The sequence below is a fragment of the Serratia liquefaciens genome, from assembly GCF_027594825.1.
Lineage (GTDB): Bacteria > Pseudomonadota > Gammaproteobacteria > Enterobacterales > Enterobacteriaceae > Serratia > Serratia liquefaciens_A.
This window is the reverse complement of sequence record NZ_CP088930.1, coordinates 4,433,821-4,459,692: the sequence shown is the minus strand read 5'-3', so window position 1 is coordinate 4,459,692 and position 25,872 is coordinate 4,433,821. Positions and strand designations below refer to the sequence as shown.

General features: G+C 57.9%; 22 protein-coding genes. 7 read left to right on the top strand and 15 right to left on the bottom strand.

All coding sequences use genetic code 11. The features are described from left to right. Positions 1–19 precede the first annotated feature (19 nt). Both LQ945_RS20565 and LQ945_RS20560 read right to left on the bottom strand, forming a co-directional pair. On the bottom strand, positions 20–658 hold the full coding sequence (locus LQ945_RS20565; protein ID WP_270101607.1) for an RES family NAD+ phosphorylase: 639 nt from the start codon (positions 656–658) through the stop codon (positions 20–22). Continuing rightward, on the bottom strand, positions 651–1,427 hold the full coding sequence (locus LQ945_RS20560; RefSeq protein ID WP_270101606.1) for a hypothetical protein: 777 nt from the start codon (positions 1,425–1,427) through the stop codon (positions 651–653). The genes LQ945_RS20565 and LQ945_RS20560 overlap by 8 nt, the downstream gene beginning before the upstream one ends. Positions 1,428–1,532: 105 nt before the next feature. Here LQ945_RS20560 and LQ945_RS20555 point away from each other — a divergent pair, with 105 nt between their 5' ends. Then, positions 1,533–2,045 carry a GNAT family N-acetyltransferase gene (locus LQ945_RS20555; RefSeq protein WP_270101605.1) on the top strand — a complete coding sequence of 171 codons (513 nt, stop codon included), beginning with the start codon at positions 1,533–1,535 and terminating at the stop codon, positions 2,043–2,045. A 21-nt stretch (positions 2,046–2,066) separates the two neighbouring features. Here LQ945_RS20555 and acpA read toward each other — a convergent pair whose 3' ends face one another. The 3 genes from acpA to LQ945_RS20540 form a co-directional block, all read right to left on the bottom strand. After that, entirely contained in the window at positions 2,067–3,395 is a 1,329-nt protein-coding gene (gene acpA / locus LQ945_RS20550; protein ID WP_270101604.1) for an acid phosphatase, read from the bottom strand. Between the two features lie 63 nt (positions 3,396–3,458). Further along, entirely contained in the window at positions 3,459–3,779 is a 321-nt protein-coding gene (locus tag LQ945_RS20545) for a hypothetical protein (protein ID WP_270101603.1), read from the bottom strand. Between the two features lie 169 nt (positions 3,780–3,948). Further along, the gene (locus tag LQ945_RS20540) at positions 3,949–4,461 is read right to left on the bottom strand and encodes a DUF2165 family protein (protein ID WP_270101602.1); all 513 of its coding nucleotides are present in this window, start codon (positions 4,459–4,461) and stop codon (positions 3,949–3,951) included. A gap of 140 nt (positions 4,462–4,601) precedes the next feature. Between LQ945_RS20540 and LQ945_RS20535 the strand changes: the two genes are divergently transcribed. Both LQ945_RS20535 and LQ945_RS20530 read left to right on the top strand, forming a co-directional pair. Further along, entirely contained in the window at positions 4,602–4,865 is a 264-nt protein-coding gene (locus LQ945_RS20535) for a type II toxin-antitoxin system ParD family antitoxin (RefSeq protein ID WP_182821220.1), read from the top strand. A gap of 26 nt (positions 4,866–4,891) precedes the next feature. Beyond that, on the top strand, positions 4,892–5,149 hold the full coding sequence (locus tag LQ945_RS20530) for a type II toxin-antitoxin system RelE/ParE family toxin (protein ID WP_231478954.1): 258 nt from the start codon (positions 4,892–4,894) through the stop codon (positions 5,147–5,149). Between the two features lie 9 nt (positions 5,150–5,158). Here the strand turns inward: LQ945_RS20530 and urtE are convergent, their stop codons facing one another. The 9 genes from urtE to LQ945_RS20485 form a co-directional block, all read right to left on the bottom strand. Continuing rightward, positions 5,159–5,857 (bottom strand): urea ABC transporter ATP-binding subunit UrtE, encoded by a 699-nt coding sequence (gene urtE, locus LQ945_RS20525; protein ID WP_270101601.1) that lies wholly within the window; start codon positions 5,855–5,857, stop codon positions 5,159–5,161. A gap of 9 nt (positions 5,858–5,866) precedes the next feature. Further along, positions 5,867–6,673, bottom strand: a complete 807-nt coding sequence (gene urtD, locus LQ945_RS20520) for an urea ABC transporter ATP-binding protein UrtD (RefSeq protein WP_270101600.1) — start codon at positions 6,671–6,673, stop codon at positions 5,867–5,869. After that, a complete protein-coding gene (urtC, locus tag LQ945_RS20515) occupies positions 6,670–7,746 on the bottom strand; it encodes an urea ABC transporter permease subunit UrtC (RefSeq protein ID WP_270101599.1) in 1,077 nt (358 codons plus the stop codon). Before urtC ends, urtD begins: the two co-directional genes overlap by 4 nt. Beyond that, on the bottom strand, positions 7,746–9,326 hold the full coding sequence (urtB, locus tag LQ945_RS20510; RefSeq protein ID WP_269934298.1) for an urea ABC transporter permease subunit UrtB: 1,581 nt from the start codon (positions 9,324–9,326) through the stop codon (positions 7,746–7,748). Before urtB ends, urtC begins: the two co-directional genes overlap by 1 nt. Before the next feature lie 64 nt (positions 9,327–9,390). Further along, positions 9,391–10,659: an urea ABC transporter substrate-binding protein gene (urtA, locus tag LQ945_RS20505; protein WP_270101598.1), complete on the bottom strand. Its 1,269-nt coding sequence runs from the start codon at positions 10,657–10,659 to the stop codon at positions 9,391–9,393. Between the two features lie 107 nt (positions 10,660–10,766). Then, a complete protein-coding gene (locus LQ945_RS20500; RefSeq protein WP_270101597.1) occupies positions 10,767–11,465 on the bottom strand; it encodes a GntR family transcriptional regulator in 699 nt (232 codons plus the stop codon). A gap of 54 nt (positions 11,466–11,519) precedes the next feature. After that, positions 11,520–15,143, bottom strand: a complete 3,624-nt coding sequence (uca, locus tag LQ945_RS20495; protein ID WP_270101596.1) for an urea carboxylase — start codon at positions 15,141–15,143, stop codon at positions 11,520–11,522. Positions 15,144–15,145: 2 nt separating this feature from the next. Beyond that, entirely contained in the window at positions 15,146–16,978 is a 1,833-nt protein-coding gene (atzF, locus tag LQ945_RS20490) for an allophanate hydrolase (protein WP_270101595.1), read from the bottom strand. A gap of 215 nt (positions 16,979–17,193) precedes the next feature. After that, the gene (locus tag LQ945_RS20485; RefSeq protein ID WP_270101594.1) at positions 17,194–19,080 is read right to left on the bottom strand and encodes a sigma-54-dependent Fis family transcriptional regulator; all 1,887 of its coding nucleotides are present in this window, start codon (positions 19,078–19,080) and stop codon (positions 17,194–17,196) included. Between the two features lie 273 nt (positions 19,081–19,353). On the opposite strand from LQ945_RS20485, the gene ssuD reads away from it, so the two are divergent. From ssuD to LQ945_RS20465, 4 genes are all read left to right on the top strand, one after another. After that, on the top strand, positions 19,354–20,514 hold the full coding sequence (gene ssuD / locus LQ945_RS20480; protein ID WP_044549119.1) for an FMNH2-dependent alkanesulfonate monooxygenase: 1,161 nt from the start codon (positions 19,354–19,356) through the stop codon (positions 20,512–20,514). 16 nt (positions 20,515–20,530) lie between these two features. Next, the gene (gene sfnG, locus LQ945_RS20475) at positions 20,531–21,622 is read left to right on the top strand and encodes a dimethylsulfone monooxygenase SfnG (protein ID WP_044549117.1); all 1,092 of its coding nucleotides are present in this window, start codon (positions 20,531–20,533) and stop codon (positions 21,620–21,622) included. Then, positions 21,615–23,009, top strand: a complete 1,395-nt coding sequence (locus tag LQ945_RS20470) for an FAD/NAD(P)-binding protein (RefSeq protein ID WP_270101593.1) — start codon at positions 21,615–21,617, stop codon at positions 23,007–23,009. The genes sfnG and LQ945_RS20470 overlap by 8 nt, the downstream gene beginning before the upstream one ends. 483 nt (positions 23,010–23,492) lie before the next feature. Next, on the top strand, positions 23,493–25,139 hold the full coding sequence (locus LQ945_RS20465) for a methyl-accepting chemotaxis protein (protein WP_270101592.1): 1,647 nt from the start codon (positions 23,493–23,495) through the stop codon (positions 25,137–25,139). A gap of 103 nt (positions 25,140–25,242) precedes the next feature. Here LQ945_RS20465 and LQ945_RS20460 read toward each other — a convergent pair whose 3' ends face one another. Next, positions 25,243–25,707: a DUF1456 family protein gene (locus tag LQ945_RS20460; protein ID WP_044549113.1), complete on the bottom strand. Its 465-nt coding sequence runs from the start codon at positions 25,705–25,707 to the stop codon at positions 25,243–25,245. Between the last annotated feature and the right edge of the window lie 165 nt (positions 25,708–25,872).

The following is a 25,872-nucleotide window of genomic DNA, read 5'->3' as shown; positions in this document are numbered from 1 at the left end:
ACCGATAATATTGGCGTGCTCAATCCCCCTCCAGAAGCGTAATCCCCATGCTATCGGCCAGTTCGAATAGATGTATTAAAACGCTTTTATCTGTTACTGATACCGTGTTAACAGCAATAGATAACTCGTTTCCATTAAAGCGGTCGCCAAACAGAACATAGGCATTGCCCGGATGCTGTTTTGACGGCCAAACTAATCCCTGAATTTCCTTGTGTTGCGCATGAATAGCCTCAGCCCACTTACGCGTCACCGGATAGTGTACGGCGTCACAATGCGCAACTTTTTTAGACGCCCTCATCTTGGCCAAACCAGGTTGATCCAGGACGGCAAGTTGCAACTCGGCCTTCACTATCAGTTCAGTGTGGACCAACCCCGCCAGCCGTCCAACATTAAACCCGACATGTCGCAGCGAGAAATCGAGATCGTGCAAAGGCACTTCGCACAGGGCTACTTTGGTATTGTCACCAGCATAAACGGTTGCGATAACTTTATTACTTTGATCGCGAATCGGGCTGAACCGCGCATCTCCCTCCGTGCTGCCATTAAAAGCGTCGCCGGCGTATTTTTCTCTGTGGATACGATATAGCGGGGTCCCTGCCTTAAGGGTTCTCTTGTTGATATTGATCTTTCCGGCCGGCGGCATTAACTCATCAGCCATGCTGCGCCCCCGCCTTTTCTTTAAGGGCGGCATGCAAAACCGCGGCAGGCTGTTGCTTCAGTACGTCTTTGGGTTTTTTGCCTCCCAGCCAGCTATTCGTCGTCCCCATCCAACTCGCAATCGACCATGGACTGGCAGTTTCGCCGAACAGGGGCAATATCTCTTTAAGGATTTTTAGCGGCTGGTAAGCCTCATCCAGCGCGTAAGCCGGATAACGGTCGTGGCCCTCAACGTTAATCGCAAAAATTTTTCCGCGTTGCTTCCACCCATTTGGCCCGGCGCTGCGGTTACGATTTTTGAAACCCGCCTTGTCGGAAAGATCGGATGACGTCAGCCAGGTGGCATCTGCCAAAATATAATGGCGAAGATCCTGTTTCCGCTCTTCATTTCGGGCTCTGAATTCGTCAAAACCGGCAAAAATATCGGCGTCAGGTTTACTGCCTTCGCTTTCAATGTCGACTGCAGTTACCGGAACCTTCACTCCAGCAGACTTTGTCACCATATCCCACGCAATCTCCAGCATTTGCATCGCCGTATTCGGATCCACCGCGGGGTCATTGACCATGTCCGTCAATTTTTTACGCAAAGCGCTATTACCGACGTTACCCCGGCCTCTCGCTTTCGGTTGATGGGCATCGGGATCAATTTCAACTACCAGGAATCGCGTCGAACCGTTACTTGGCTTAAGATGCTGTAGCTGATCGGCAGTGAGCATCTGCATGGCCACGCGATGCCCCTGTCGACGGTGGGTGTGTTGTTTCTCGGTCATACTCCCTCCGGTATGCGGATATTGAGTATATTGAGTATATATCGTATGCGACAGATTGTCTAAATCCTCGCCAACGGCCCTGTTCCTATCCACCAAGAGGTCTACATGTTCAGTATTCGCCAGGCTTTACGCCATGATTTAGCGCTAGTTCGTGACGTCGGTATTCGTACTTATCAGGCCCATTTTGGCGAACTTTGGCACCATCAAGCGGAATTGGATGCTTTTTTGGCTCAGGACTTTGCGGTCGAAGCTCTGGAGCAGACCCTGCAGGATCCGGACGTGTGCTGGCTGTTGGGCTATGAAGACGAGCGTCTGGCGGGCTATGCACGGCTGAACTTCAACAGCCTGCTGGCGCCCACTCAACAGACGGGCGCAGAGCTGCAGAAAATCTATTTCCTGCCGGAATATGCCGGCCGGGGTTACGGCCAACGTTTTTTTGAACAGGTACAGCAGCGGGCGCTCGAACGCCAACAGACAACGCTGTGGCTGGAGGTGCTAAAGCGCAACACCAGCGCCCAACTTTTTTACCAACGTCAGGGGCTGAGCATTTGCGGCGAGACCTGCTACACCAGCGCCCAAGGTTCCATCGGCATCTGGTATATGTCGAAAGCGCTGTAACGCCAGCCTTGATGCGTTCAGTTAACCCGGAAACTCCAGCGTGCCGGTCAGATCCCCCAAGGGTTTCTGGCCACGCGTCGCCATTGCCTTATCGCGCTCGGTCAGCCCTTCCAGCGTTGGCAAATCAAACACCCGACTGATGAATCGCAAGATGGATCCGGTATCGTACACTTGGTGATCGACATATCCCTTGCGGGCGAACGGTGAGATCACCAACGCCGGGATGCGCGAGCCAGGTCCCCAACGATCCCCCTGCGGCGGTGCAACGTGATCCCACCAGCCACCGTTTTCATCGAAGGTAATCACCACCACGCTGTTGTCCCACTGCGGGCCGTTACGCAGGCTGTTGATGATATGGGCAATATGGCGGTCACCGGCTTCGACATCCGAATAGCCGGCGTGCATATTGAGGTTGCCCTGTGGCTTGTAGAAAGCGACCGGCGGCAAGGTGCCCGCTTCCACCGCTGCCAGGAATTTATTGCCGCTGGTTGAATCGCCAATACCGCCATCACGCAAATGGGCTTCGCGCGCCTGCGGGTTGGCCGGCCCCAGATTTTCGAAGTAATTGAACGGCTGATGATGATACTGAAAATCCGGTGCGCCGGGAAAATCGCCCTGATCTTTGCGGTTGTCCAGCGCGTACTGCCAGCCACCGGCGTACCAGGCCCAATCGATCCCTTTCTGGCTGAGCAAATCGCCAATGTGCGGGTGTTGCTGTGGCGGCATAACGTTGGGCATGGTGGCATCCGCCAGCGTCGGATCTTTCTCATCCTGCGTCCATGACGGCCAGTACGGCGGCGCCATGGTATTGACCGCGTAACCGTCCGGCGTCAGCAGGCTTTTGCCGAACAGCGGAATGCCGAATGAAGCGCTGACCGGCGAATCGCTCAGCGGCTTCAAACGCCAGTCCGTCACGTCGTCGCTTTCAAGCTGAGCAATGCCGTCTTTGGCGACAGAATTTTGCACGTCGGGATAAAACGGTGGGCGGGCGCAAATCAGATACTGGTGGTTGAGGAAGGAGCCGCCAAACGCCCCCTGGAAGAAGTTATCGCACAGGGTAAACTCCTGCGCCAACGTCCACAGCCGCAGGTTGTATGCACCGTCGCCGTAATAGCCCATGGTCAGAGCACCGGAATCGGCCCAGGCGACGAATTTGTCATTTTTGCCGCCGTTGATCTGCATCTGGTTCTGATAAAACACGTGCCACAGATCGCGGGTTACCACGCCATGCGGCAGGTTTTCGCCCTGCGGCCCGGTCAGCACAAACGGCTGATTCGGCAGTTGAGTGGTAAAAACCGCATCTTCGTCGATTTTGTAGTTAACATGCCCGACTTCCTGAGCCTTCGGCACCAGGCCTTTCCAGATCGGCGGCAGCGTATCCAGCAGTTGACCATCGCGATCGCGCTGCTGGTACTACTCCGGCTTGAGCGCCGACAGCGGTTTTTCTACCCCGGGGAAATTGGCGAACAGGTTGTTGAAGCTGCGGTTTTCGGCGTAAATCACCACCACATTCTTCACATAGCGCCGCAGCAATGAGTTTTGCGCACTTTGCGGCAAAGCGTTTAGCAGCACTTTTTTGTTTCCCTCCGCCGCGGCTCCGGCCAAGGGGGCAATGGAGGCGCCAACGCCCAATGCCGTCGCCCCCGCCAAAAAGCGGCGACGCGCCGGGTTGCTCGGTTGCTGCTGTTGATCCTGCGCCGACGGCGGCAAATCATTCTGTGGTTTATCGCTCATGCCCGTTCCCTCAAAAAATCTAACATGTTGATTTATTATCAATTTATTTAAGAGTCATTATGCTATGGCACAATTATGAACGAAATGTGACAGACTGCGGCAGGTTAGCATTTGGCAACACTTTCGCGAACTTCGCCGCAGTTTTATTAAAATGTCGCCCCCTCAGCGCCTATCGCGAGTCCCGTTGCAGCATCAACAACATCAGCGCCAGCGTATTGGGCACCATATACAATAAGGCACCCAGCTGCACCGCCAGCGGATCCTCTTTGGCCTGCCAGGCCATAAACCAGTCGCCGGCGACCACCATAAAACCGATGCCCCATACTGCAATCGCACATAGCGCACCCAGCATGGCCCAGGCTTTGCCTCTGGCGAACGTCGCATAAGGGTGACCCATATGCTTCACCATCAACACTATGCCCAAGGTTGCCGCGATCCCGGCCAGAGACTCCAGCAGGGTAATCAACGCCAACCCGATCATTCCGGCCCAGGGCGCGGTGATGGCACGCCACATCAGACCGGGCACCTGATAGGTATTTTGCATCGTCAACAGGGGCCCCACGGCATGCCGGGCGGTATTGGCAAAATCCGCAGTATTGTTCAGCAGGCTGAAAATCCCCCACAGGGCAGGAAACAGTGACAGGACGATACAAGACAGGCGTGAAATATTGATTTCGTTCATAATTATCCTTAATTATTTTAGGTGTGCCCCCGATTATCCAAACGGACCGAGGTTTGCAGTCGATCGGTTCCTGGAGTATCTTAGTGACTATATTGTAAGAACTAGTCTTACAAAAGAGACATGACGGACGGAGGCGCACAATGGGCAGAACATTAACGGTAGACCTGGGTGAAGAGCTGCGTGGTTTTGTCGAAGGCCTGGTAGCCAGCGGCGACTACCGAACCCCAAGCGAGGTCATCCGCGAATCGGTACGTACCCTGCGCGAACGTACCGCTGCATCAAAACTGGAAGAACTGCGCCGCTTGATCGCCGAAGGTGAAAATAGTGGCGAAGCCCTAGAGTGGGATCGCGATGTGTTCATGGAAAGAATACGGAGTAAAACAAAAGGATGCGAAGAAAAATAGTCGTCCGCCCAAAAGCGCTGGATGACATGGAAGATATTTATTTCTATGGCCTGGAGCGGTATGGATTACAAGCCGCCGAAGACTACCTTAGCCATATTCATAAAGCATTTGATAATCTTAGCCATTTTCAGCTTGGCAGAAACCTAGCCTTGATTGCGCAAGATCTCTGCGTTCTGCCAGCCGCTGGGCATCTCATTTATTTTCGTGAAGATATCCATTGGGTAAGAATCATCAGGGTTTTGCATCACTCCCGGGATCCCACCCGTACGCAATTTATTGGGTAATCCTCACGTTTATATCGCCACCAGCCCGCGTACGCCGTCCTGCTCCATCGTGCTGCCTGCCCCGCGCTGAATTATGCTGCCACGCGACATCACCAGATAGCTGTCTGCCAGTTCGGCAGCAAAATCATAGAACTGCTCCACCAGCAAGATAGCCATATCGCCACCTGCCGCCAACTGCTTGATCACTGCGCCGATCTCTTTGATCACCGAAGGTTGGATCCCTTCGGTCGGCTCGTCGAGGATCAACAACTGCGGCCGACAGGCCAGCGCACGCCCAATCGCTAACTGCTGTTGCTGCCCGCCAGAGAGATCGCCACCGCGCCGATCTTTCATCTGCAGCAAGACGGGGAATAACTCATAAATATGTGCCGGCACCTTACGTGCCTCCGTGCCGGAAAAACGCGCCAGCCCCATCAGCAAGTTTTCCTCTACCGTCAGGCGCGGAAAAATCTCCCGCCCCTGCGGCACATAGGCGATGCCCGCCTGCACCCTTTGATGCGGTTTTTTGCCGTTAAGGGCCACCCCCTGCCAGTTGAGGGTGCCGCTTTTAGCCGGGATCAGCCCCATCAGGCATTTCAGCAGCGTGGTTTTCCCCACGCCGTTGCGCCCCAGCAGGCAAGTCACCTCGCCGATGCGGGCCTCAAACGACAGGCCGCGTAATATATGGCTGCCGCCGTAGTATTGATTCAGCTCGTTAACTTGCAACATAGTGGTTCCTCAGCGCCCCAAATAGACTTCAATCACCTGCTCGTTGGCCTGCACCTGCGCCAAAGAGCCCTCCGCCAGCACCTGGCCCTGATGCAGCACGGTGACATGATCGGCGATGGTTTCGACAAACCCCATGTCGTGCTCTACCACCATCAGCGAATGCTTGCCCGCCAACGCGCGGAACAGCTCGGCGGTGTACTCGGTTTCCGCATCCGTCATTCCGGCTGCCGGTTCGTCGAGCAGCAACAGGTGCGGCTCCTGCACCAACAACATGCCAATCTCCAGAAATTGCTTCTGCCCGTGGGACAGCAGCCCGGCGGGCCGATGTCGCTCATGGCCCAGCCGCAAGGTTTTCAGCATCTCATCGATACGGTCGCGCTGCTCGCCGCTGAGCTTGGCACGCAGGCAGGCCCACACCGATTTCTGTGCCTTCTGGGCAATCTCAAGATTTTCGAACACCGTCAGCGCCTCAAACACCGTAGGCTTTTGAAACTTGCGGCCAATGCCGGCCTGGGCTATCTGCATCGGATCCAACGCGGTCAGATCGACCGTTTGATCGTAAAACACTCTGCCGCTGTCCGGTCGGGTTTTACCGGTGATCACATCCATCAAGGTGGTTTTCCCTGCCCCGTTTGGCCCGATCACACAGCGCAATTCCCCTACGCCAATCTGCAGCGACAAATCGCTCAGTGCGCGAAAACCGTCGAAGCTGACGTTGATGTTGTCGAGCAACAGCACCGGATCGGTTTGCTGGCGATGTTTATCCGCCGGCAACGGCTGGGTGAACAACTCGTCGGTCATTTGCAGCGAATTCATTGTGATTTCCTTCTGCGTAGCAGGCCGATAACCCCCTTCGGCAAGAACAGCGTGACGATGATAAACATCAGGCCAAGGAAGAACTGCCAGTATTCCGGGATTGCCATGGTGAACCAACTTTTGGCGCCGTTGACGATACCGGCGCCGAGCAGTGGCCCCACCAAGGTGCCGCGCCCGCCGAGTGCCACCCAGATAGCGGCCTCAATCGAGTTGGTCGGCGACATTTCACCGGGGTTGATGATGCCCACCTGCGGCACATATAACGCCCCGGCCAGGCCGCACAGCACCGCCGACAGCGTCCAGACGAACAGCTTGAAACCTTTGGGATCGTAGCCGCAAAACGTCAGGCGATTTTCCGCATCGCGCACCGCGGTTAACACCCGGCCAAACTTGCTGCGTGCCAGAGTAAAACCGCTCGCCAAACTGGCCGCCAGCAACAACACCGTTGCCAGAAACAATGCCACCCGCGTGCCGGTCGCGGTGATCGAAAAACCCAGCAGCGTGGTGAAACCGGTAAAGCCGTTGTTACCGCCAAAGCCGGTTTCGTTGCGGAAGAACAGCAGCATGCCGGCATAGGTCAATGCCTGCGTCATGATGGAAAAATAGACGCCTTTGATTTTTGAACGGAAGGCGAAGTAGCCGAAGACGAAGGCCAGCACGCCCGGCACCAGCACGATCAGGCACAATGCCCAGGCGAAATACTGGGTGCCGCTCCAAAACCAGGGCAGTTCGCTCCAGGACAGGAATACCATAAAGCTCGGCAAGCCCTCTCCCGCCGCCTGGCGCATCAGGTACATGCCCATGGCATAGCCGCCCAGGGCGAAAAATAACCCATGTCCCAGAGACAACAACCCGGCATACCCCCACACCAGATCAAGCGCTACCGCCACCACGGCATAGCACAAAATTTTGCCTACCAGCGTCAGGGTATAGGTGGAGATCGCCAGCGGGTGACCCGCCGGTAACAGCGCGAGAAAAGGCATGATTAACAGCGTCAGCAACGCCAGCCCGCCGATGCCCAGCGCCAGTCGGGGGGCCTTTTGCACCCCGGTTACAGTCAAAGGTTGGCTCATCAGTCGTTCACCCTGCCCTTGAGGGCAAATAGCCCCTGAGGACGCTTTTGAATAAACAGGACAATCAGCGCCAGGATCAGGATTTTACCCAGCACGGCGCCAATCTGTGGTTCAAGAATTTTGTTGAGGATACCGAGGCCAAAAGCCGCCACCACCGTACCGGCCAACTGGCCCACGCCGCCAAGCACCACCACCAGGAAGGAGTCGATGATATAACCCTGCCCCAGCTCGGGCCCGACGTTGCCCAGCTGCGACAAGGCCACGCCGCCCAACCCGGCAATGCCGGACCCCAACCCGAACGCCAGCATATCGACACGACCGGTGGGTACACCGCAACACGCGGCCATGGCACGGTTTTGCGTCACGGCCCGCACGTTCATGCCCAGTCGGGTTTTATTCAGCAACAGCCAGGTGAGAGTCAGCACCAGTACCACAAACACGATGACGGCAATGCGGTTCCATGGCAGCACCAGATTCGGCAGTAGTTGAATGCCGCCCGACAGCCAGGCCGGGTTCGCGACCTCCACGTTTTGCGCACCAAACAGCACCCGTACCCCTTGGATCAGCACCAGGCTAATGCCCCAGGTGGCCAGCAGCGTTTCCAACGGTCGGCCATAAAGGTGGCGGATCACCGTGCGCTCCAGCGCCATGCCGATGCAGGCCGTGATGGCGAACGCCACCGGCAGTGCCACCAGCGGATACAGCGCCAGCCACTGCGGCGCAAATTGCTGAAACAACCCCTGAACCAGATAAGCCGAGTAGGCGCCGAGCATCAGCATTTCGCCGTGCGCCATGTTGATCACCCCCAGCAGGCCATAGGTGATTGCCAAACCGAGCGCCGCCAACAGCAGGATCGACCCCAGTGACAGGCCGGTAAAGGCCTGGCCGATCAGGTCACCGATCATCAGCCGATGTTTCACGCTGCTCAGGCTTTTCATCGCTTCGGCACGTACCGCGGCGTCTGGCTCATGGTCTGTCTCCGTCAACGCCTGCAGACGCGTTTGCGTTTCAGGATCGCCCGAACTGCCAAGCAAGCGCACCGCGTTGAGTCGCACCCCGGCATCGGCATCGTTCAGTTGCAGATTCGCCAGCGCGATGCTCAATGCCTCATGCACCCGGCTGTCTTGTTCCAGCGCCAAACGCTGGGTCAGCAGCGGCAACTGATCGCTTTGCGCCTCGCGCTGCAGGGCCTGCGCCGCCTGTAAACGCGCTGCCGGGTCCTCGCTGACCAGCCGATGCGCCGACAGCGCGTTGGCAATCAGGATGCGCAACCGGTTGTTCAACCACAGCTTCTTCGGCGTGCCGACCGGGGCCGCGCTGCCAGACAAGGGCTGGTAGTTTTCGCCCTGCTGGACAAAGGCATGTTTGGCCTGGTCGATCACCAGGTTTTCCTGCTTCAACGCTTGCAGCAGCGGCAGGCGCGAAGCCTCAGGCGCGGTGGCCCACGCTTGCAATAATGCGGCTTGCTGCGTGCGGCTGGCCGCAGCAAAATCATCGGCCGGCCCCGCCTGCGCAAACATGGGCAGGCAGCACAGCAGAAAACACAGAGGCCTGAGTCGGCTTAAAGAGAAAAGTTTCATCGGATGTCTCGTCGCAATGGGGCGTTACGCAGCCAGTCCCCCGCCGCAGCGGGGGAACCGGGTTTTACCGACCGCCTTTTACCGGGTGGTCCGGCTTTTTGTCGTTGCCGGCAATGTACGGACTCCACGGCTGAGCGCGGACCGGCGCATCGGTCTGCCACACCACGTTGAACTGACCGTTGCCTTCAATCTCACCGATCATCACCGGCTTATGCAGGTGGTGGTTGGTGGCGTCCATGGTCAGGGTAAAGCCCGATGGCGCAGCGAAAGTCTGCCCGGCCATGGCGGCGCGCACCTTATCAACGTCGGTAGTTCCGGCCTTCTCAACTGCCTGCGCCCACATGTGGATGCCGACATAGGTCGCTTCCATCGGGTCGTTGGTCACGGCGGTGGCATAGTTCGGCAAGTTATGGGCCTTGGCGTAGGCTCGCCATTCGCTGACAAACTGCTTGTTGGTCGGGTTATCCACCGACTCGAAGTAGTTCCAGGCAGCCAGGTTGCCCACCAGCGGTTTGGTGTCGATACCACGCAGCTCTTCCTCACCGACCGAGAAGGCAATCACCGGCACATCGGTAGCCTTGATCCCCTGGTTGGCCAGCTCTTTGTAGAAGGGAACGTTGGAGTCACCGTTGATGGTGGAAATCACCGCCGTTTTGCCACCGGCGGAGAATTTCTTGATGTTGGCGACAATGGTTTGGTAGTCGCTGTAACCGAACGGCGTATAGACTTCTTCAATGTCTTTATCCTGGATCCCTTTCGAATGCAGGAAGGCGCGCAGGATCTTGTTGGTGGTGCGCGGATACACGTAGTCGGTCCCCAACAGGAAGAAGCGTTTGGCCGCTCCGCCGTCTTCGCTCAGCAGATACTCCACCGCCGGGATTGCCTGCTGGTTAGGCGCGGCACCGGTGTAGAACACGTTCGGCGACATCTCTTCCCCTTCGTACTGCACCGGGTAAAACAGCAGGCCGTTCAGCTCTTCAAACACCGGCAGCACTGACTTGCGCGACACCGAAGTCCAGCAGCCAAATACCGCCGCCACCTTGTCCTGACTCAGCAGCTGGCGCGCCTTCTCGGCGAACAGCGGCCAGTTGGAGGCCGGATCCACCACCACCGGTTCGAGCTTTTTACCCAATACGCCACCTTTGGCGTTGATATCGTCGATGGTCATCAGCGCCACGTCTTTCAGCGGCGTTTCAGAAATCGCCATGGTGCCGGACAGCGAACTCAGGATGCCGACCTTGATGGTGTCGGCGGCCTGTACGCCCCAGGCCATACCCATGCCGACCACGGTGGCGGACAACGCAAAAGCTTTTATAAAGTGACGACGTTGCATAATTCAAACTCCTGATGTTGATGTTAGAAAACCCACCTTGTTAAGCAGAATTACCCCTATGAATTTCGAGTTGCCGCTAACCGCGCCACCGCTCGAAAGACGCCGGGTTATGGCTGACGAAGCCGGGCCTGATGCAGCATATGCAGAGTTATTTTTCTTACTTCAGCCTTGCTGACGGCAATATGGTGACTGAGCTGCGTTTGCGCCTCCTCGGTTCGGTGTTGCAAGATCGCCCGCAAAATGGCGGCGTGCTCGTTGTAGGTCGCCTCAACCCGGCTTTCCTGGGTGAAATCGAGCCGACGGATGATGCGAATTTTCTCGGTCAGATCGCGATGAATACGCGCCATTTCTCCATTCCCCGCTGCCTCGACCAGCGCCATATGAAACTGCTCGTCGTGCACGGAGACGGTTTTCCCCTCCTCCAGCCGCGGTTCGTCGATCCAAAAACGGGTGAGCGCCGCCAACTGCTCAGGCACCTCGCCCATTGACCGGGCGCACAGCCGTTTTACCGCTTCGCACTCCAACACGATGCGCAGGTCATACAGCTCCTCGAAGTAGGCAAAATCGAACGGGCGCACCTGCCAGCCGCTGCGAAAATGCACCTCTACGTAGCCCTCGCGCTCCAGCCAGAACAACGCCTGACGCACTGGCGTACGGCTGACGTCCATACGCACGGCAATTTCGTTTTCGCTGAAGCGATCGCCCGGCAGCAGGTGAAAATCAAAAATGTCGTCCTTGAGCTGCAGATAGATACGTTCCGCCAGCCCCTCCGGCCGTGTCTTGCTGCGGTTATTGGTGATTTGCATCGCATGCCTCTCTGTGGGGGCCACATACCACGCCCCGACGTGAATGATTGAGCGTCAGCTGGCGTTTTCCAGCCACAGCAGCGCATCGCCCGGCCCCACCGGCCGCCCCTGCTGGCAACTGATGCGCTTGACGATCCCGGCACGCGGCGCGGTGACCGCCAGTTCCATTTTCATTGCCTCGACCACGATCAACGGCTGACCGGCTTCCACCCTTTGCCCCGGCTCGACCAGGATCTTCCACACGCTGCCGTTCAGGTCGGCGCTGACCAGGTCGCCATCCACCTCTTCCTCATCCGTCGGCGGTGGCAACAATTGGGCCTCGGCCTCCTCCTCTTCCGCCTGCCAGCGCGTCACTTCGTGGCTGAATGCTTGTTGCTGGCGCTGCTGGAAGGCGCTGATGTCTTCCGCGTTGTCCGCCAGAAAACGGCGGTAATCGGCAAAATCGAATTCGCTGTCCTCAATGCGGATCTGCGCGCGCCCTTCGCGGAACGCCTCTCGCTGCTCATCCAGCTCCTGCTCGCTGACCGGGTAGAAACGCACCTGATCGAAGAAGTGCAGCAGCCAGGGCTCACCGGGGTTGAACTGCGGGTTTTTGAGAAATTTGTTCCAAATCGGTAACGTGCGTCCGACCAACTGATAGCCGCCCGGCGAATCCATGCCATAGATGCACATGTACATGCCGCCGATGCCGACCGTGCCTTCGGCGGTATGGGTGCGCGCCGGATTGTATTTGGAGCTGAGCAAACGGTGCCGCGGGTCGATCGGCACCGCACAGGGCGCGCCCAGGTAGACGTCGCCTAGCCCGAGGATCAGGTAGCTGGCGTCGAAGATGATGTCGCGCACCTGCTCGCGGCTGCCGAGCCCGTTGATGCGCTGGATAAAATCGACGTTGTTCGGCAACCAGGGGGCCGACGGACGCACCGTCTGCTGGTAACGTTCCACCGCGCCCAGCGTGGCGGAATCTTCAAACGCCATCGGCAGATAAACCGTTCGCGTCGGCACTTTCAGTTGGCTGACATCACCCAGCGCCTGTTCGCGCGCCAACAAGCGCTGGAGTAAATCAGCCTGACCGAGAATGCGGCTGTCATAACGGATCTGCAGCGATCGCACTCCGGGTGCCAACTCCTCCACGCCCGGGATCGCATCCTGCTTGAGCGACTGCATCAGCAAATGAATACGCAGCCGCAGCGCCAGATCGAGCACGTTGTCGCCGTACTCCAGCAAAATGTAACCATCCCCGGCCTGGCGATAGACCACCGCTGGCCGACTGTCGGTGGCAGGTAACGCCGCCACTATGGTGGCGGAGGCGGTGGTGCCCGGCATCAGATCCGGGGGTGCCAGGGTGATGGCCTTCACCGCTGCCAGGGCTTCGATACTGCCGAGCTGCGCCTGCTCCAGCGACTGCGCCTGCTTGAAACCGATAGGATGAAAACGGATGCGATCGCCCGGTTTTACCTGACCGACCTTCCACAGCTCCGCCCTGGCGATGGTCACCGGGCAAACAAAGCCGCCCAGGCTCGGTCCGTCGCGGGTAAGGATCACCGGGAAATCGCCGGTGAAGTTAATCGCACCGATGGCGTACTCGCAGTCGTGCACGTTGGACGGGTGCAGCCCCGCCTCGCCGCCGTCCTGCCGCGCCCACTCCGGTTTAGGCCCGGACAGGCGCACGCCCAACCGGTTGGAGTTGTAATGCACCTGCCATTCGGCGGCAAAGAAACGTTCGATGGATGCCGGGGTAAAGAAGTCGGGTGCGCCGTGCGGACCATACAGCACGCCGATATTCCACAGATTGCCGTACTGCGGGATCAGGCTTTCGTCCATTGCCTGCGGGGCCGCAATCGGCGCCGGAGTAGTGGTGGCTGCCAAACCCGGTTGCGATACCGCCAGCATGTCCGCCACGCGCAGGGTACGGCCGGCGTGGCCGCCAAACTGCCCCAGCGCAAAGGTCGAACGGCTGCCCAGATACACCGGCACGTCGAAGCCATTGCGCACCGCCAGATAGGTGCGGCAACCCCGCTGCGCCCGCCCTAATCGCAATACCTGGCCGGCGCTAACCGCTATCGGCTGCCAGTAGGCCAGGAGTTCGCCGTCCAGATCGGCCGGGCAGTCGGCACCGGTCAGGGCAATAATGGCGTCGCAATGAAAGCGCAGGGTCGGCCCCTGCAGGGTAAACTCCAGCCCGGCGGCGCTGGGGTGGTTGCCGACAATGCGGTTGGCCAGCCGGAAAGCGAAGTCGTCCATCGGCCCGGACGGCGGTACGCCGATATCCCAATAGCCGAGGCGGCCGGGGTAATCCTGCACGCTGCTGTAAGTCCCCGGCTGCAGCACTTCAATGCTGTGGGGTTGGAACCGGAAGCTGTCCAGCATGCGGGTCCAGACGCTGCCGCTCTGAAATGCCTCCGTCGCAATCACCTGTCGCAGGTAGTCCAGGTTAGTGGCAATCCCGTGCAGCCGGGTTGCATCCAGCGCGACACGCATTTTCTCCAGCGCCTGGCGACGGTCTTCGCCATGAACGATCAGCTTGGCGATCATCGGGTCATAAAATGCCGAAACTTCGCTGCCGGTGGCTACCCAACCGTCGACGCGCACGTCATCCGGAAAGTGCACTTCAGTCAGCACACCGGGGCTGGGTTGGAAATGCTTCAGCGGATCTTCGGCATAAATACGGACTTCAATCGACGCCCCCTGCGGCGCTCGTTGCAACGCCGCCCAGTCCAGCGCATCGCCCGCCGCCACCTGTAACATGCATTCGATCAGATCCAGCCCGGTGACACATTCGGTCACCGGATGCTCCACTTGCAGGCGAGTATTCACCTCCAGAAAATAAAACTCGTCACGTGCAGCGTCATAGATAAATTCCACGGTGCCGGCGCTGCGGTAGTTGACCGAGGCCCCCAGCGCCACCGCCGCCTGATGCAGCGCCTGACGGGTAGCGGCCGGCAGGTTCGGTGCCGGGGTTTCCTCCACCACTTTCTGGTTGCGGCGCTGTAATGAACAGTCGCGCTCGCCAAGCGCCACCACCCAGCCCTGACCGTCGCCAAATATTTGCACTTCCACGTGCCGGGCCTGATCGACAAAGCGCTCGATAAAGGCCCCAGAGTCGCGGAAGAACTGCTCGCCCAGGCGTTTTACGCTGTCATAAGCCTCACGCAGTGCGGCTTCATCGTCGCAGCGCGTCAGGCCAATGCCGCCGCCACCGGCGGTGCTTTTCAACATCACCGGATAGCCAATCCGGCCAGCGGCGCTGACCGCCTCCTCGACGCTGTTCAGCAGGCCCGTACCCGGTGTCATCGGCACCTGCGCCACCGCTGCCAGCTCGCGAGCGCGGTGTTTCAGGCCAAACTCGCGGATTTGCGCCGCCGTCGGACCGATAAAAGCGATGCCCGCCGCTTCACAGGCGTCGGCAAACTCCGCGCTCTCGGAAAGGAAGCCATAGCCCGGATAAATCGCCTGCGCGCCGGTTTGCGCCGCGGCTGCCAGGATCTTGTCGATGCACAGATAGCTGTCAGCGGCCTTGTCGCCGCCGAGCGGTATCGCCAGATTAGCCTCGGTCACGTGCGGCGCATTGCGATCGGCGTCGGAATAGACCGCTACGCTGGTGATGCCCAGACGTTTCAGGGTGCGGATCGCCCGGCAGGCAATTTCGCCGCGGTTGGCAATTAATACGGTAGTAAACATGATCAGGCCCCCTTCTGGCTGGCGATATAGTGGCGCCATCCGCCAAATTCAGTGATGTCCGTCGCGCCCTCTAGCGCCCAGGGTTCGCAGATAAAACCTTTCACCCGCCGCCCGTCTGCCAGCAGCAAGGTGCCCATGCCCAGCGGCGCCGGGATCTCGGCCACGAACTCGCCAAAATGCGCCAACGGGATATCCCATAGCTCGACGTTGATGGCGGCCCCCTGAGCGGCTTTGACCAAACCCGGCTTTGGCGGTTGGCTATTGGCGAGGGCGTACAGGCGATAGCACGGCGCGGTGGTGGTTTGCTCTACGCGGGTTGCCCCGCGTTGCACGAGCTGGAAATTCAGCGGCATATCGCTGAGGTGCGCACCGACCACGGCTACCCGTACGTGCTGGCTGGATGGCGTCAAGCATTGAGAAGCAGGCAACCGGCGACCCGTTGCGCCAAGCGGCAGATCCTGAGCCTGCTGCCAGCGCAGGCCGAACGCCGCCAACGCACGATCGTGCCAGGCGGGGGCAATCAGGGTGATACCGGCAGGCAATCCGTCTTCACGCATCGGCGCGGGCAGCGCCAGTGCGCTCAGATCGGCCAGGTTGGTGAAATTGGTGTAGGTGCCGAACTGCGAGTTAAACAACACCGGCTCTTGCTCCATTTCCGCCAGGGTGCGGATCGTCGGCGAGGTCGGCACCACCAGCGCATCAAAGGGAGCCAGTCGCTGCTCAATCTGCCGCGTCAGTTCTGCACGCAGATATTCCGCCTTGTAAGCATCGCAGGCGCTGTACTTCAGGCCGTTATTGACGATGCCTCGCACCACCGGGTTGATGGCCTGCGGGTTGGCGCTCAGCATCGCTTCGACCGCCACGGTGCGCTCCGCCACCCAGGGGCCGTAGTAGAGCTGCTCCGCCAGCACGCGAAACGGCGTAAAATCGAGGGTTTCCAGCGTCACGCCGCCGCTTTTCAACTGCGCCAGCGCCCGCTGAAATGCCCGCTCGGCCTGCACATCGCCGAAAAATTCGAGTTGCGCAGGCACCGCGAAACGCGGTGACGCAGGTAAATCCGCCGGGGCGGTGCGGGGGTTAATGCGGGAATAGGCATCGGCTGGGTCATAGCCGCCGGCCAATTCGGCCACCAGCGCCGCGTCCGCCACCGTGAGGGCAAACACCGATACGGTGTCATTCAATCGGCAAGCGGGCACCACGCCACGGTTCGACAGCCCGCCTTTGGTCGGTTTCAGGCCGACAATATTGTTGAATCCGGCCGGCACGCGGCCCGACCCTGCGGTGTCGGTGCCCAGAGAAAACGGCGTCAGGCCGCGCGCCACTACCGACGCCGACCCGGAGCTGGAACCGCCGCTGACGTAGCGGCTATCGAAACTGTTGACCACCGCGCCGTGTGGCGAACGGGTGCCCACCAGCCCGGTCGCGAACTGATCGAGATTGGTTTTACCGATCACGATGGCACCGGCAGCGCACAAATTGGCGACCACGGTGGCGTCAGACGCCGCCAGATAAGCGAACTCCGGGCAGGCCGCGCTGGTCGGCCAGCCGCCGACGTCGATGTTGTCTTTTACCGCAAAGGGTACGCCAAACAGCGGGAGCTGGCTGATATCCCCGGCGACCGCTTCAAGCCGCTGCGCCAATCTCTGGTACTGCACTTCACGCTGTGTGGCGCTGGCAAGATACAGCCAGGCGTTGTCATCCGCCGGCAGGTCGGCGGTCAATGCGGTCAGGGTAGCGCGCACGCAGGCAATGCGCTCGTCGGCCGGGCGGGTGTGATAGTGGTGTTGCCATTCGCTGAGGGTGAAACCGCGTAGCTTATTATCAGGCTGGGTCATCGGCTGAATTCCATCTAGTACACAAGATGGGATTCAATAGAGCAACCGACGTGCCAATTTTTAATCGTCTGATTTCAATAAATTATAATTAAAACTTATGGCAATAAAATCATCATCCTGCACCAGCGCGGCACAATCGGCGAGCAAAAAAGGTGCAGCCCACTTTGATGAATGAATTAGCGTCGAGAACAGGCTTGATGACGGGGGTTAACCCGTCACTGCCATATCGCCTCGCGAACTTTAATCGCTCGGGGTAACAGCCCCAAAGCGTAAAAGCGATCGGCTATCGCCTGCTGCTGTCGAATGATGTTTAAATCCATGCGGCGTGTCTGATGGCTGCGACGAGCCAGAGCGTGGGTGAGCGAGGGGATACCTTGCCCCAGTTCTGCCGACAATAGCGTTGCCGCTTCGTCGCGATGGGCGTCAATATAGCGCCCGGTTTGTTCCAACGCCGCCATCAGTCCGTGCAGTAAATCGGCAGAGTGGCCGGCGAAATCGCGATGAGCAAGATAGAACTGATGGTTGCTGACCCGCCCTACGCCGTTGGCGATGACCCTGAACTGCCCGCTTTGTTCGGCATCGCTCAGCAAGGGATCCCACATCATCCAGGCATCCACCGCATGATGATCGCTGGGGGTAAGCGGATATTTGGGCGGCGCATACACCACCCGTACGTCTTCCAGCGTCAATCCGGCTTCATCAAGGATCTGCAACAGCAGATAATGCACATTGGATCCTTTATTGACCGCAATCCGCTTTCCGCGCAGGTCGCCAAGCGTGCGGATCGGGCTGTCGTCGGTGACCAGCAATGCCACGCTTTGCGGTGCGGCCGGTTCCCAGGCAACGTACAGCAATGGACTGTTGCCGGCCTGAGCAAATAAAGGAGGCACCTCGCCGGTGGTGCCAAAATCGATCTCTCGGTTAGTCAGGGCATGCAGCAACTGAGGACCGGCAGGAAACTCGCTCCACAACACGCTCACCCCACCGTCGGCCAGGCGCGCCTCCAGCGACTGACGGGCCTTGAGTATTCCCAGGTTGCCAAACTTCTGGTAACCAATACGCAGTTCGCGTTCGCGACCGCCGGTCTCCCGCTCAGATTTTAACGCCGTGCCGCCGGCACTTCTCCTGGCTTTGATTAAGCCAAGATGCCCCAGATGGGTACGCAGCGTATTGCGGCTGATCCCCAACAGCGCCGCGGCCTGCAACTGATTACCCTGGCTCAGTTCAAAAGCATTGCGCACCAGCGAGTCGATCACCCGCTGGTAGAGCGGGCCATCGTTACCCGCCAACTGCTGGCGCAGGAAACTGTCCAGCGAATCATCCCCCGCAGGCGGCAAGCCGGCCATTCCAGCGCTTAGCCTCAACTGCTGCGGCGTAATCAGCGGCGCTTTGCTGAGCAGCACCGCATTATGCAGGGTGTTTTCCAGCTCGCGGATATTGCCCGGCCACGGGTAATCCATCAGCGTGGCCAGCGCCTCTGCGCTGAGACGCAGCTGAGGGCGCCCCAACCGCCGCGCGTACAGCGTCAGGAAATGCTCAGCCAACAGTGGAATATCCTGCCGCCGCTGGCGCAAAGGAGGCAGAGTCACGGCGGCCACGTTAAGCCGGTAGTAAAGATCTTCACGAAAGCGACGTTCGTGGATGGCATTAGCCAGGTCAACATGGGTGGCGGCCACGACGCGGACGTTCACTTTTACCGGCCGGTGGGAACCCACCCGGGTCACTTCCCGTTCTTGCAATACGCGCAGCAGCTTTACCTGTAGCGGCAGGCTTAACTCACCGATTTCATCCAGCAGCAAGGTGCCCCCTTCTGCCGCCTCGAACCACCCCTGGTGGCGATCCACCGCCCCGGTGAAGGCACCTTTCTCATGTCCAAACAGTTCCGATTCGGCAAGGCTCTCCGTCAGCGCCCCACAGTTCACCGCCAGAAAGGGACGATCGCGCCTTAGGCTGTGATGGTGCAGATAACGAGCCACCACCTCCTTACCCGTGCCGGTTTCGCCCACGATAAGCACGGTGGCGTCCGTCGGGGCCAGCCGATCCAGAACGTTCTGGAAGGCAAGAGAAGCGGGATCAATTAACCGGGGGCCGGAGCTTTGCATCGTCGATACCTTTAAGGGAGCAGTACAGAAACAATACCGACAGGGGGCGGACAAGACGAGAGGCTCAACCACCGCCTTGCTGCAAATGCAACAGCCTGCCATCAGTCACTGCTGCATTTGCAGCAAAACCGCCCACGGCAAAAATCGCTAACTCATTAATAAATAAAAATAAAAAAACCTCATCATTTTGGCATGCTTTCTGCTTGGTTGTTTATAACCAAGCGTGGAAATTCCATTAAATAAATTAAGATATCGTTATATAGGAAATGGATAATGAGCGAACAGCAGGCGCACAACATCAACGTATTCTGGTTCTTACCGACCCACGGCGACGGCCGTTATCTGGGCACGACCGAGGGCGGAAGAGCGGTAGATCTGCCTTATTTGCAACAGGTTGCGCTGGCGGCGGACAACCTTGGCTATTACGGCGTGCTGATCCCAACCGGCAAAAGCTGCGAGGACTCCTGGCTGGTTGCTGCCGCACTCGCCCCTCTCACCAAGCGTCTTCGCTATCTGGTCGCCGTGCGCCCTGGATTGCAGCCCCCGAGCCTTGCCGCGCGGATGGCCGCCACGCTGGATCGCCTTTCGGAGGGCCGCCTGTTAATCAACGTGGTTACCGGTGGCGATCCCGTCGAGAACAAAGGCGATGGGATCTTCCTCAGTCACGCCGAGCGCTATCGGGTCACGCGCGAATTTCTGGAGGTCTATTCCCGCCTGCTGAAAGGCGAAAAGGTCGATTTTCAGGGCGAATACTTGCGGGTGGAAGGCGCTGAAGTGCTGTTTCCGCCGGTGCAGGAAAACGGGCCGCCGCTATTTTTTGGCGGCTCGTCAGAGGAAGCGCTGGAGGTGGCGGCGAGCCAGATCGACACCTATCTCACCTGGGGCGAACCGGTTGAGCAGGTGGCGGAGAAAATTGCCGTGGTGCGTCAGCGCGCACAGGAGCGAGGACGCACGCTGGACTACGGCATTCGCCTGCACGTCATTGTTCGGGAAACGGAAGAGGAAGCCTGGGCTGCCGCCGACAAACTGATTGCCCATTTGGATGATGACACCATCGCCGCCGCACAGAAAATTTTCTCGCGTATGGACTCGACCGGGCAGGCCCGCATGAGCGCACTGCACGGCGGCTCGAAGGACAGCTTGCGCATCGCCCCCAACTTATGGGCAGGCGTGGGACTGGTGCGCGGCGGCGCAGGTACCGCGCTGGTCGGCAATCCACAACAGGTTGCCGACCGCATCCGTGAATATCAGGCATTGGGGATCACTAATTTTATTTTCTCGGGTTATCCGCATCTGGAAGAGGCTCACCGGTTTGCCGAACTGGTGATGCCGCTGTTGCCGCTGGCGGGCAACGTCGAAAAACGTCAGCGCACGGTGAACACCGGGCCATTTGGAGAAACCATCGGTGGCGATCGTCGTCCGGTGAAAAAGTGAAACTGAGGAGAAAACCATGAGCAATGAACCGATCAAGTTCGCCTACTGGGTCCCTAACGTGTCGGGTGGTCTGGTGATCAGCCAAATCCCTCAGCGTACCAGCTGGGATGCAAACTATAACCGCAAGCTGGCGCAAATTGCCGAGCGCGCCGGGTTTGACTACGCCCTGACGCAGATCCGCTTTACCGCCGGCTATGGCGCGGATAATCAACATGAGTCGGTGACATTTTCACAGGACCTGCTGGGAGCGACGGAGAAGCTCAAGGTCATCGCCGCCCTGTTACCGGGCCCATGGAACCCAACGCTCGCCGCCAAACAGATTGCCACCATCAGCCATCTGTCCAACGCGCGTATTGCGGTCAATATCGTCAGCGGCTGGTTCCGGGGCGAATTCAAGGCCATCGGCGAACCCTGGCTCGATCACGAGGAGCGCTACCTGCGTTCGGAAGAGTTTATTCGCTGCCTGCAGGGCATCTGGCAGCAGGACAGTTTCACTTTTGCCGGTGATTTTTATCGCTTCCGCGACTATTCGCTGAAACCGAAACCGCTGGATCCGCAACCGGAGATTTTCCAGGGCGGCAGTTCAAGAGCCGCGCGGGATATGGCCGCGCGCGTGTCCGATTGGTATTTCACCAACGGCAACACCCCGGAAGGTATCCGTCAGCAGGTTGAAGATATCCAGCTAAAAGCCGCCGAAAACCAACACAGGGTCAGGATCGGCGTCAATGGCTTCGTCATTGCCCGCCAAACGGAGCAGGAAGCGCAAAGCGTACTGCGTGATATTCTGGATCATGCGAATCCGGATGCGGTGAAAGGGTTCCAGTCTGAGGTGAAAAATGCCGGTAGCGCCTCCCCTGAAGGGGAAGGTAACTGGGCGAAATCGACGCTGGAGGATTTGGTGCAATATAACGATGGCTTCAAAACAAACCTGATTGGCACCCCGCAGCAGATAGCGGAGCGGATCATCGAACTCAAGCAAGCCGGCGTGGACCTGATGCTGCTGGGCTTCCTGCATTTTCAGGAAGAGGTGGAGTTCTTTGGTCGCGAAGTGATCCCGCGGGTTCGCGAGCTGGAACGCCAGCAGCAACCGGTGTTAAGTCATGGCTGATCGGCAGATTGTCATCATTGGCGGTGGCTTTAGCGGTACCGCGCTGGCTATTCATCTGGTGCGGTTGGGCAGCGCCGGCCTGAAGGTGATCGTTATCGAGCCTCGTGCCCAGTTGGCTCAGGGCGTGGCTTATAGCACGGTCGACCCGGCGCATCGCATTAACGTCCCTGCCGCCCGTATGCAGCTTTCCGCCGCAGAAGAAGGCGATTTCGACCGCTGGCTGAGGGCGAAGGGAGGCCTCAAACAGGATGACAAAGCGCTCTGGACGGATGGCAGCCTTTATCCGCAACGGGGACGGTTCGCCGCCTATATCCTCGATAAGCTGACCGCCGCGCTGGAAACATCGCCGGTACAGGTCATTCATGTTCAGGATTATGCCGTGGCGCTGAAAAATGCAGAGGTGCTGACGGCCTCCGGGGATAAATATCACGCGGATCAGGTGGTGCTGGCCATCAGCCACCCTCCCCCTGGCGTACCAAGACAACTACAGCAGGTGCTGCAAGACCATCCTGGCCTGATCGCCAACCCATGGCGGACAGATGCCTTGATCGGGGTGGAGAAGAGTGCGCGGGTGGCTATCATCGGTTCCGGGTTAACCATGTCCGACGTGGTGGCCTCGCTTTACCGTCAGGGGCATCGTGGGCCGATCCTGGCATTCTCGCGCCGCGGTCAGCTTCCCCGGCAAAATCTGACCGGTGAGTCTCCGCCCCGCCCGCTTGACTATCTGCGTCCACAGGCGGACAGCGCCCGTGCCTGGCTGCGGCGGGTTCGACAGGAGGTGGCGCAGGCTGCCCTGGAAGGCCTGCCCTGGCAAGGGGTGCTGGATGACATCCGGCTGAACGGACAGCAGATTTGGCAACGGCTTTCGCTGAAAGAACAGCAACGCTTTCTCCGCCATCTGCGCCCATGGTGGGACGTGCACCGTTACCGCATCGCACCGCAGGTCAGCGAGGTGTTGTCCCTATTACAGCAGAAGGGGCGTCTTAAGGTCCTGGCCGCAAGCCTTAAGCAGGTTGCGACAGACAAAGAAACGATCATTCTGACGCTGAAGGCCCGTGGTCAAGCCGCCACGGAAACCCTGCGGGTGGATAAACTGATCGTCACTACCGGCCCAGCGCACGGTGCGTTGCTCAAGAGTGATGCGCTGTTGAAGCAGCTCGCAGCGGAAGGTGCTATCCAGCCCGATCCGCTGGCGCTGGGAATTTGGGTTGATGCTCACTCGCGAACGATTAATCGCCAGGGGAAAAGTAACGATGGTCTCTACGTGGCAGGCCCCGCCGCCCGCGGACGCTTCGGTGAACTGATGGGATTGCCGCAGGTGGCGCAACACGCAGAATCGCTGGCGCAGCAATTGCTCGGCGATTCGCCAATCCGCCCTACGGGCTGAGGCCGTTGACAAAGTGCTCTGTTGTTTAATGGTAGGGGCGCTGCATGCTGCGCCCAATAGCATAATCAATGAATTAGATCGGGTCGAACATGTTCGACCCCTACCGGTTTAGCCTTTTCGGGCGCTTTTCAACAGTCTGAGCCCTGTTTGGGTTTGGCTGCACCGCCATTAAAATAGAAACATGATTAATAATTACCAGGAAAAATAAATACTCTCCGTTACAAAATCTTAAGCTATTTTCCATCGAGGTATCACTATTACTTTACAGCAGGGCTTTGGATAATAGGTCTCAGGCCAGATCATGTTATCTGTATGTTTCAACTAAAAACGAAAAGTTAAAAACAAAGATAATATATCCCTTAGAAACCGCACCCAATTAATCACTAAAGTTTTACCGTAATCTGCCGAAAACAAACAGCACTTCTCGCGGCAAAAGCGTGTTATTTGCCGCACTGGCACCTCACTGAAATCTCAGGTTGTACTATGTTTGAACGATTAAAAATCTCCCACGGGCTAATGGGGATTTTAACCCTATTCTGTATTATTCAGATATTCTCCGGCGCGTGGAGCATTCTGGACGCTTCAGGTACCAATACCCGCCTTACACAAATCTCCTCCGGCTTTAATCAAATCATGGCAATGGATAATGCCTACGCTTCCGTTACCGAGATCCGTGAAGAAGTGCTTAAAGATGCTCTGATGCTCAGCACGCAGCCACAAAGCAACGAGGCGAAAAAATCCCTTGGCGAACTTCGCCAACGCCTGGTGGACGTTGATAAGCTGATGGAGAAATTTTATCAACTGTCGCTTGCTGACCAGGATGAGCAAGCGCGTACCAACAACGTCAAAACTCTGTATGAAAAAGCGCGTGGCGATCTGCTTAAATTGATTGTCAGCCTGGAAGATGGCGATATCCCCCGTTTCCAGTCAATTATGCACAATAGCTCAGCAACGCATTTCATGTCTGCGCTCGACGATACGTCTGCCTACGTTGCCAACGATATTATTACGCCTGCGGCCGCTGCGGCCCAGGCCAGCTATCGCCAAATGGTGCCTTTATCGCTGACGTTTATTTTTATCTTTATCTTGCTGACTGGCGCGGTATTGGTCTGGATCAGAAAACATGTGATAAACAAAATAAATCAGATTATCGACCATCAAGCAGAAATAGCACACGGAAATTTATCGATTGAAATTAATGCCAATGGGAATAATGAAATTGGCAAGCTGATGCAAGGTCTTTGCAATATGCGCGATGAGCTGGCTAATACCGTCAGCGCCGTCCGTGCAGGCACGCAAAATATTTATACCGGCGTGCAGGAAATTGCCGCGGGCAACAACGACCTTTCAAGCCGCACGGAAGAACAGGCAAGCTCACTGGAAGAAACGGCGGCCAGCATGGAGCAACTGTCGGCTACGGTGAAAAACAACGCAGAGAGCGCCGGTGCAGCTACCTCGTTAGTGAAAAGCGCTTCGCAAAGTGCCATCAACGGCGGTGAGATTACGCGTAAAATGGTCGTCACCATGAGCGATATCGCCGACAGCTCACGTAAAATTGGTGATATCACCAGCGTCATCGACGGCATCGCCTTCCAGACCAATATTTTGGCCTTGAATGCGGCGGTGGAAGCCGCGCGTGCGGGTGAACAAGGCCGTGGCTTTGCCGTGGTCGCCGGTGAGGTTCGCAACCTTGCACAGCGCAGCGCTCAGGCTGCCAAAGAGATTAAAACGCTGATTGATACGTCGGTGCTGCGCGTCAGTCAGGGCAACGATCTGGTGGAGAACGTTAACGGCGCCATGACGGAGATTGTTACCGCCATCGGTCAGGTGACGGAAACCATGCAGGAGATCTCAAGCGCTTCAGAAGAGCAAAGCCGTGGCATCGCTCAGATTGCGCAAGCGGTTAACGAAATGGATAAGGTGACTCAGCAGAACGCCGCGCTGGTTGAACAATCGGCCTCTGCCGCCAGTGCGCTGGAAGATCAGGCCAATCACCTGAACCAAACCGTCGCCGTTTTCAAACTCTCCACGTCCGCGCCCGCCGCGATTAATGTCCGGCCGCAGGTGATTACCGCACCGAAAGGACCAGCGGTTGCCGATGATGACGCTGAGAATTGGAGTCGTTTTTAAGGGCTGAATAAAAGCCAGGCTTGATATTGGTTTAGATCGCAGAAATAACAACGCCAACAAGATGTTGGCGTTGAGAAGCGGGTTTCATCAATGGTGGCGTAATTTATGCGCCACGCAGGCGTTGCGCCAACCCTTTGAGGAAATAACGCAGCATCTGATCGCCGCACGGACGGAAGTTTTTGGTGCCTTCTTTGCGGAACAGCGCACTCAGCTCCGGCTTGGAAATGCGGAAATCAACAGCGGTGAAAATCTGATGCATGTCGGTATCTTTCAACTCGAACGCTACGCGCAGCTTTTTCAACACCAGGTTGTTAGTGATCGGCAGTTCCACTTCCGGCGCCGGGAACTTGTCGTCCTTGCCGCGCTTGAAAAACACCAGACCGTTCAGGAAGTGAGCCATCACTTCGTCCGGGCACTTCTCGAAACCTGGCTCACCTTCTTTGATGACGTAAGTGCCCATCGCCGAGACCGCAACGTCAAAATTATCCAGTTTGATAATCTCGACCATTTTCGCGTCGTTAATACCCAGCATGTAGCGCACGCTGCGCAGCACGTCATTGTTGATCATAGAATTGCCTTTAGCTTGTAAACCGGAAGGCGTGCTCGCGTTGTTAAATGAAATGAGTGCCGCACGCCTTGAATATGTGCGGCAGTATAAGGATCAGTGCGGGGTTTCTCAATCGATTTGGCCTTTGGGCTCTTAAACTAAAATGGCGCCGGGCAATCAACCCGG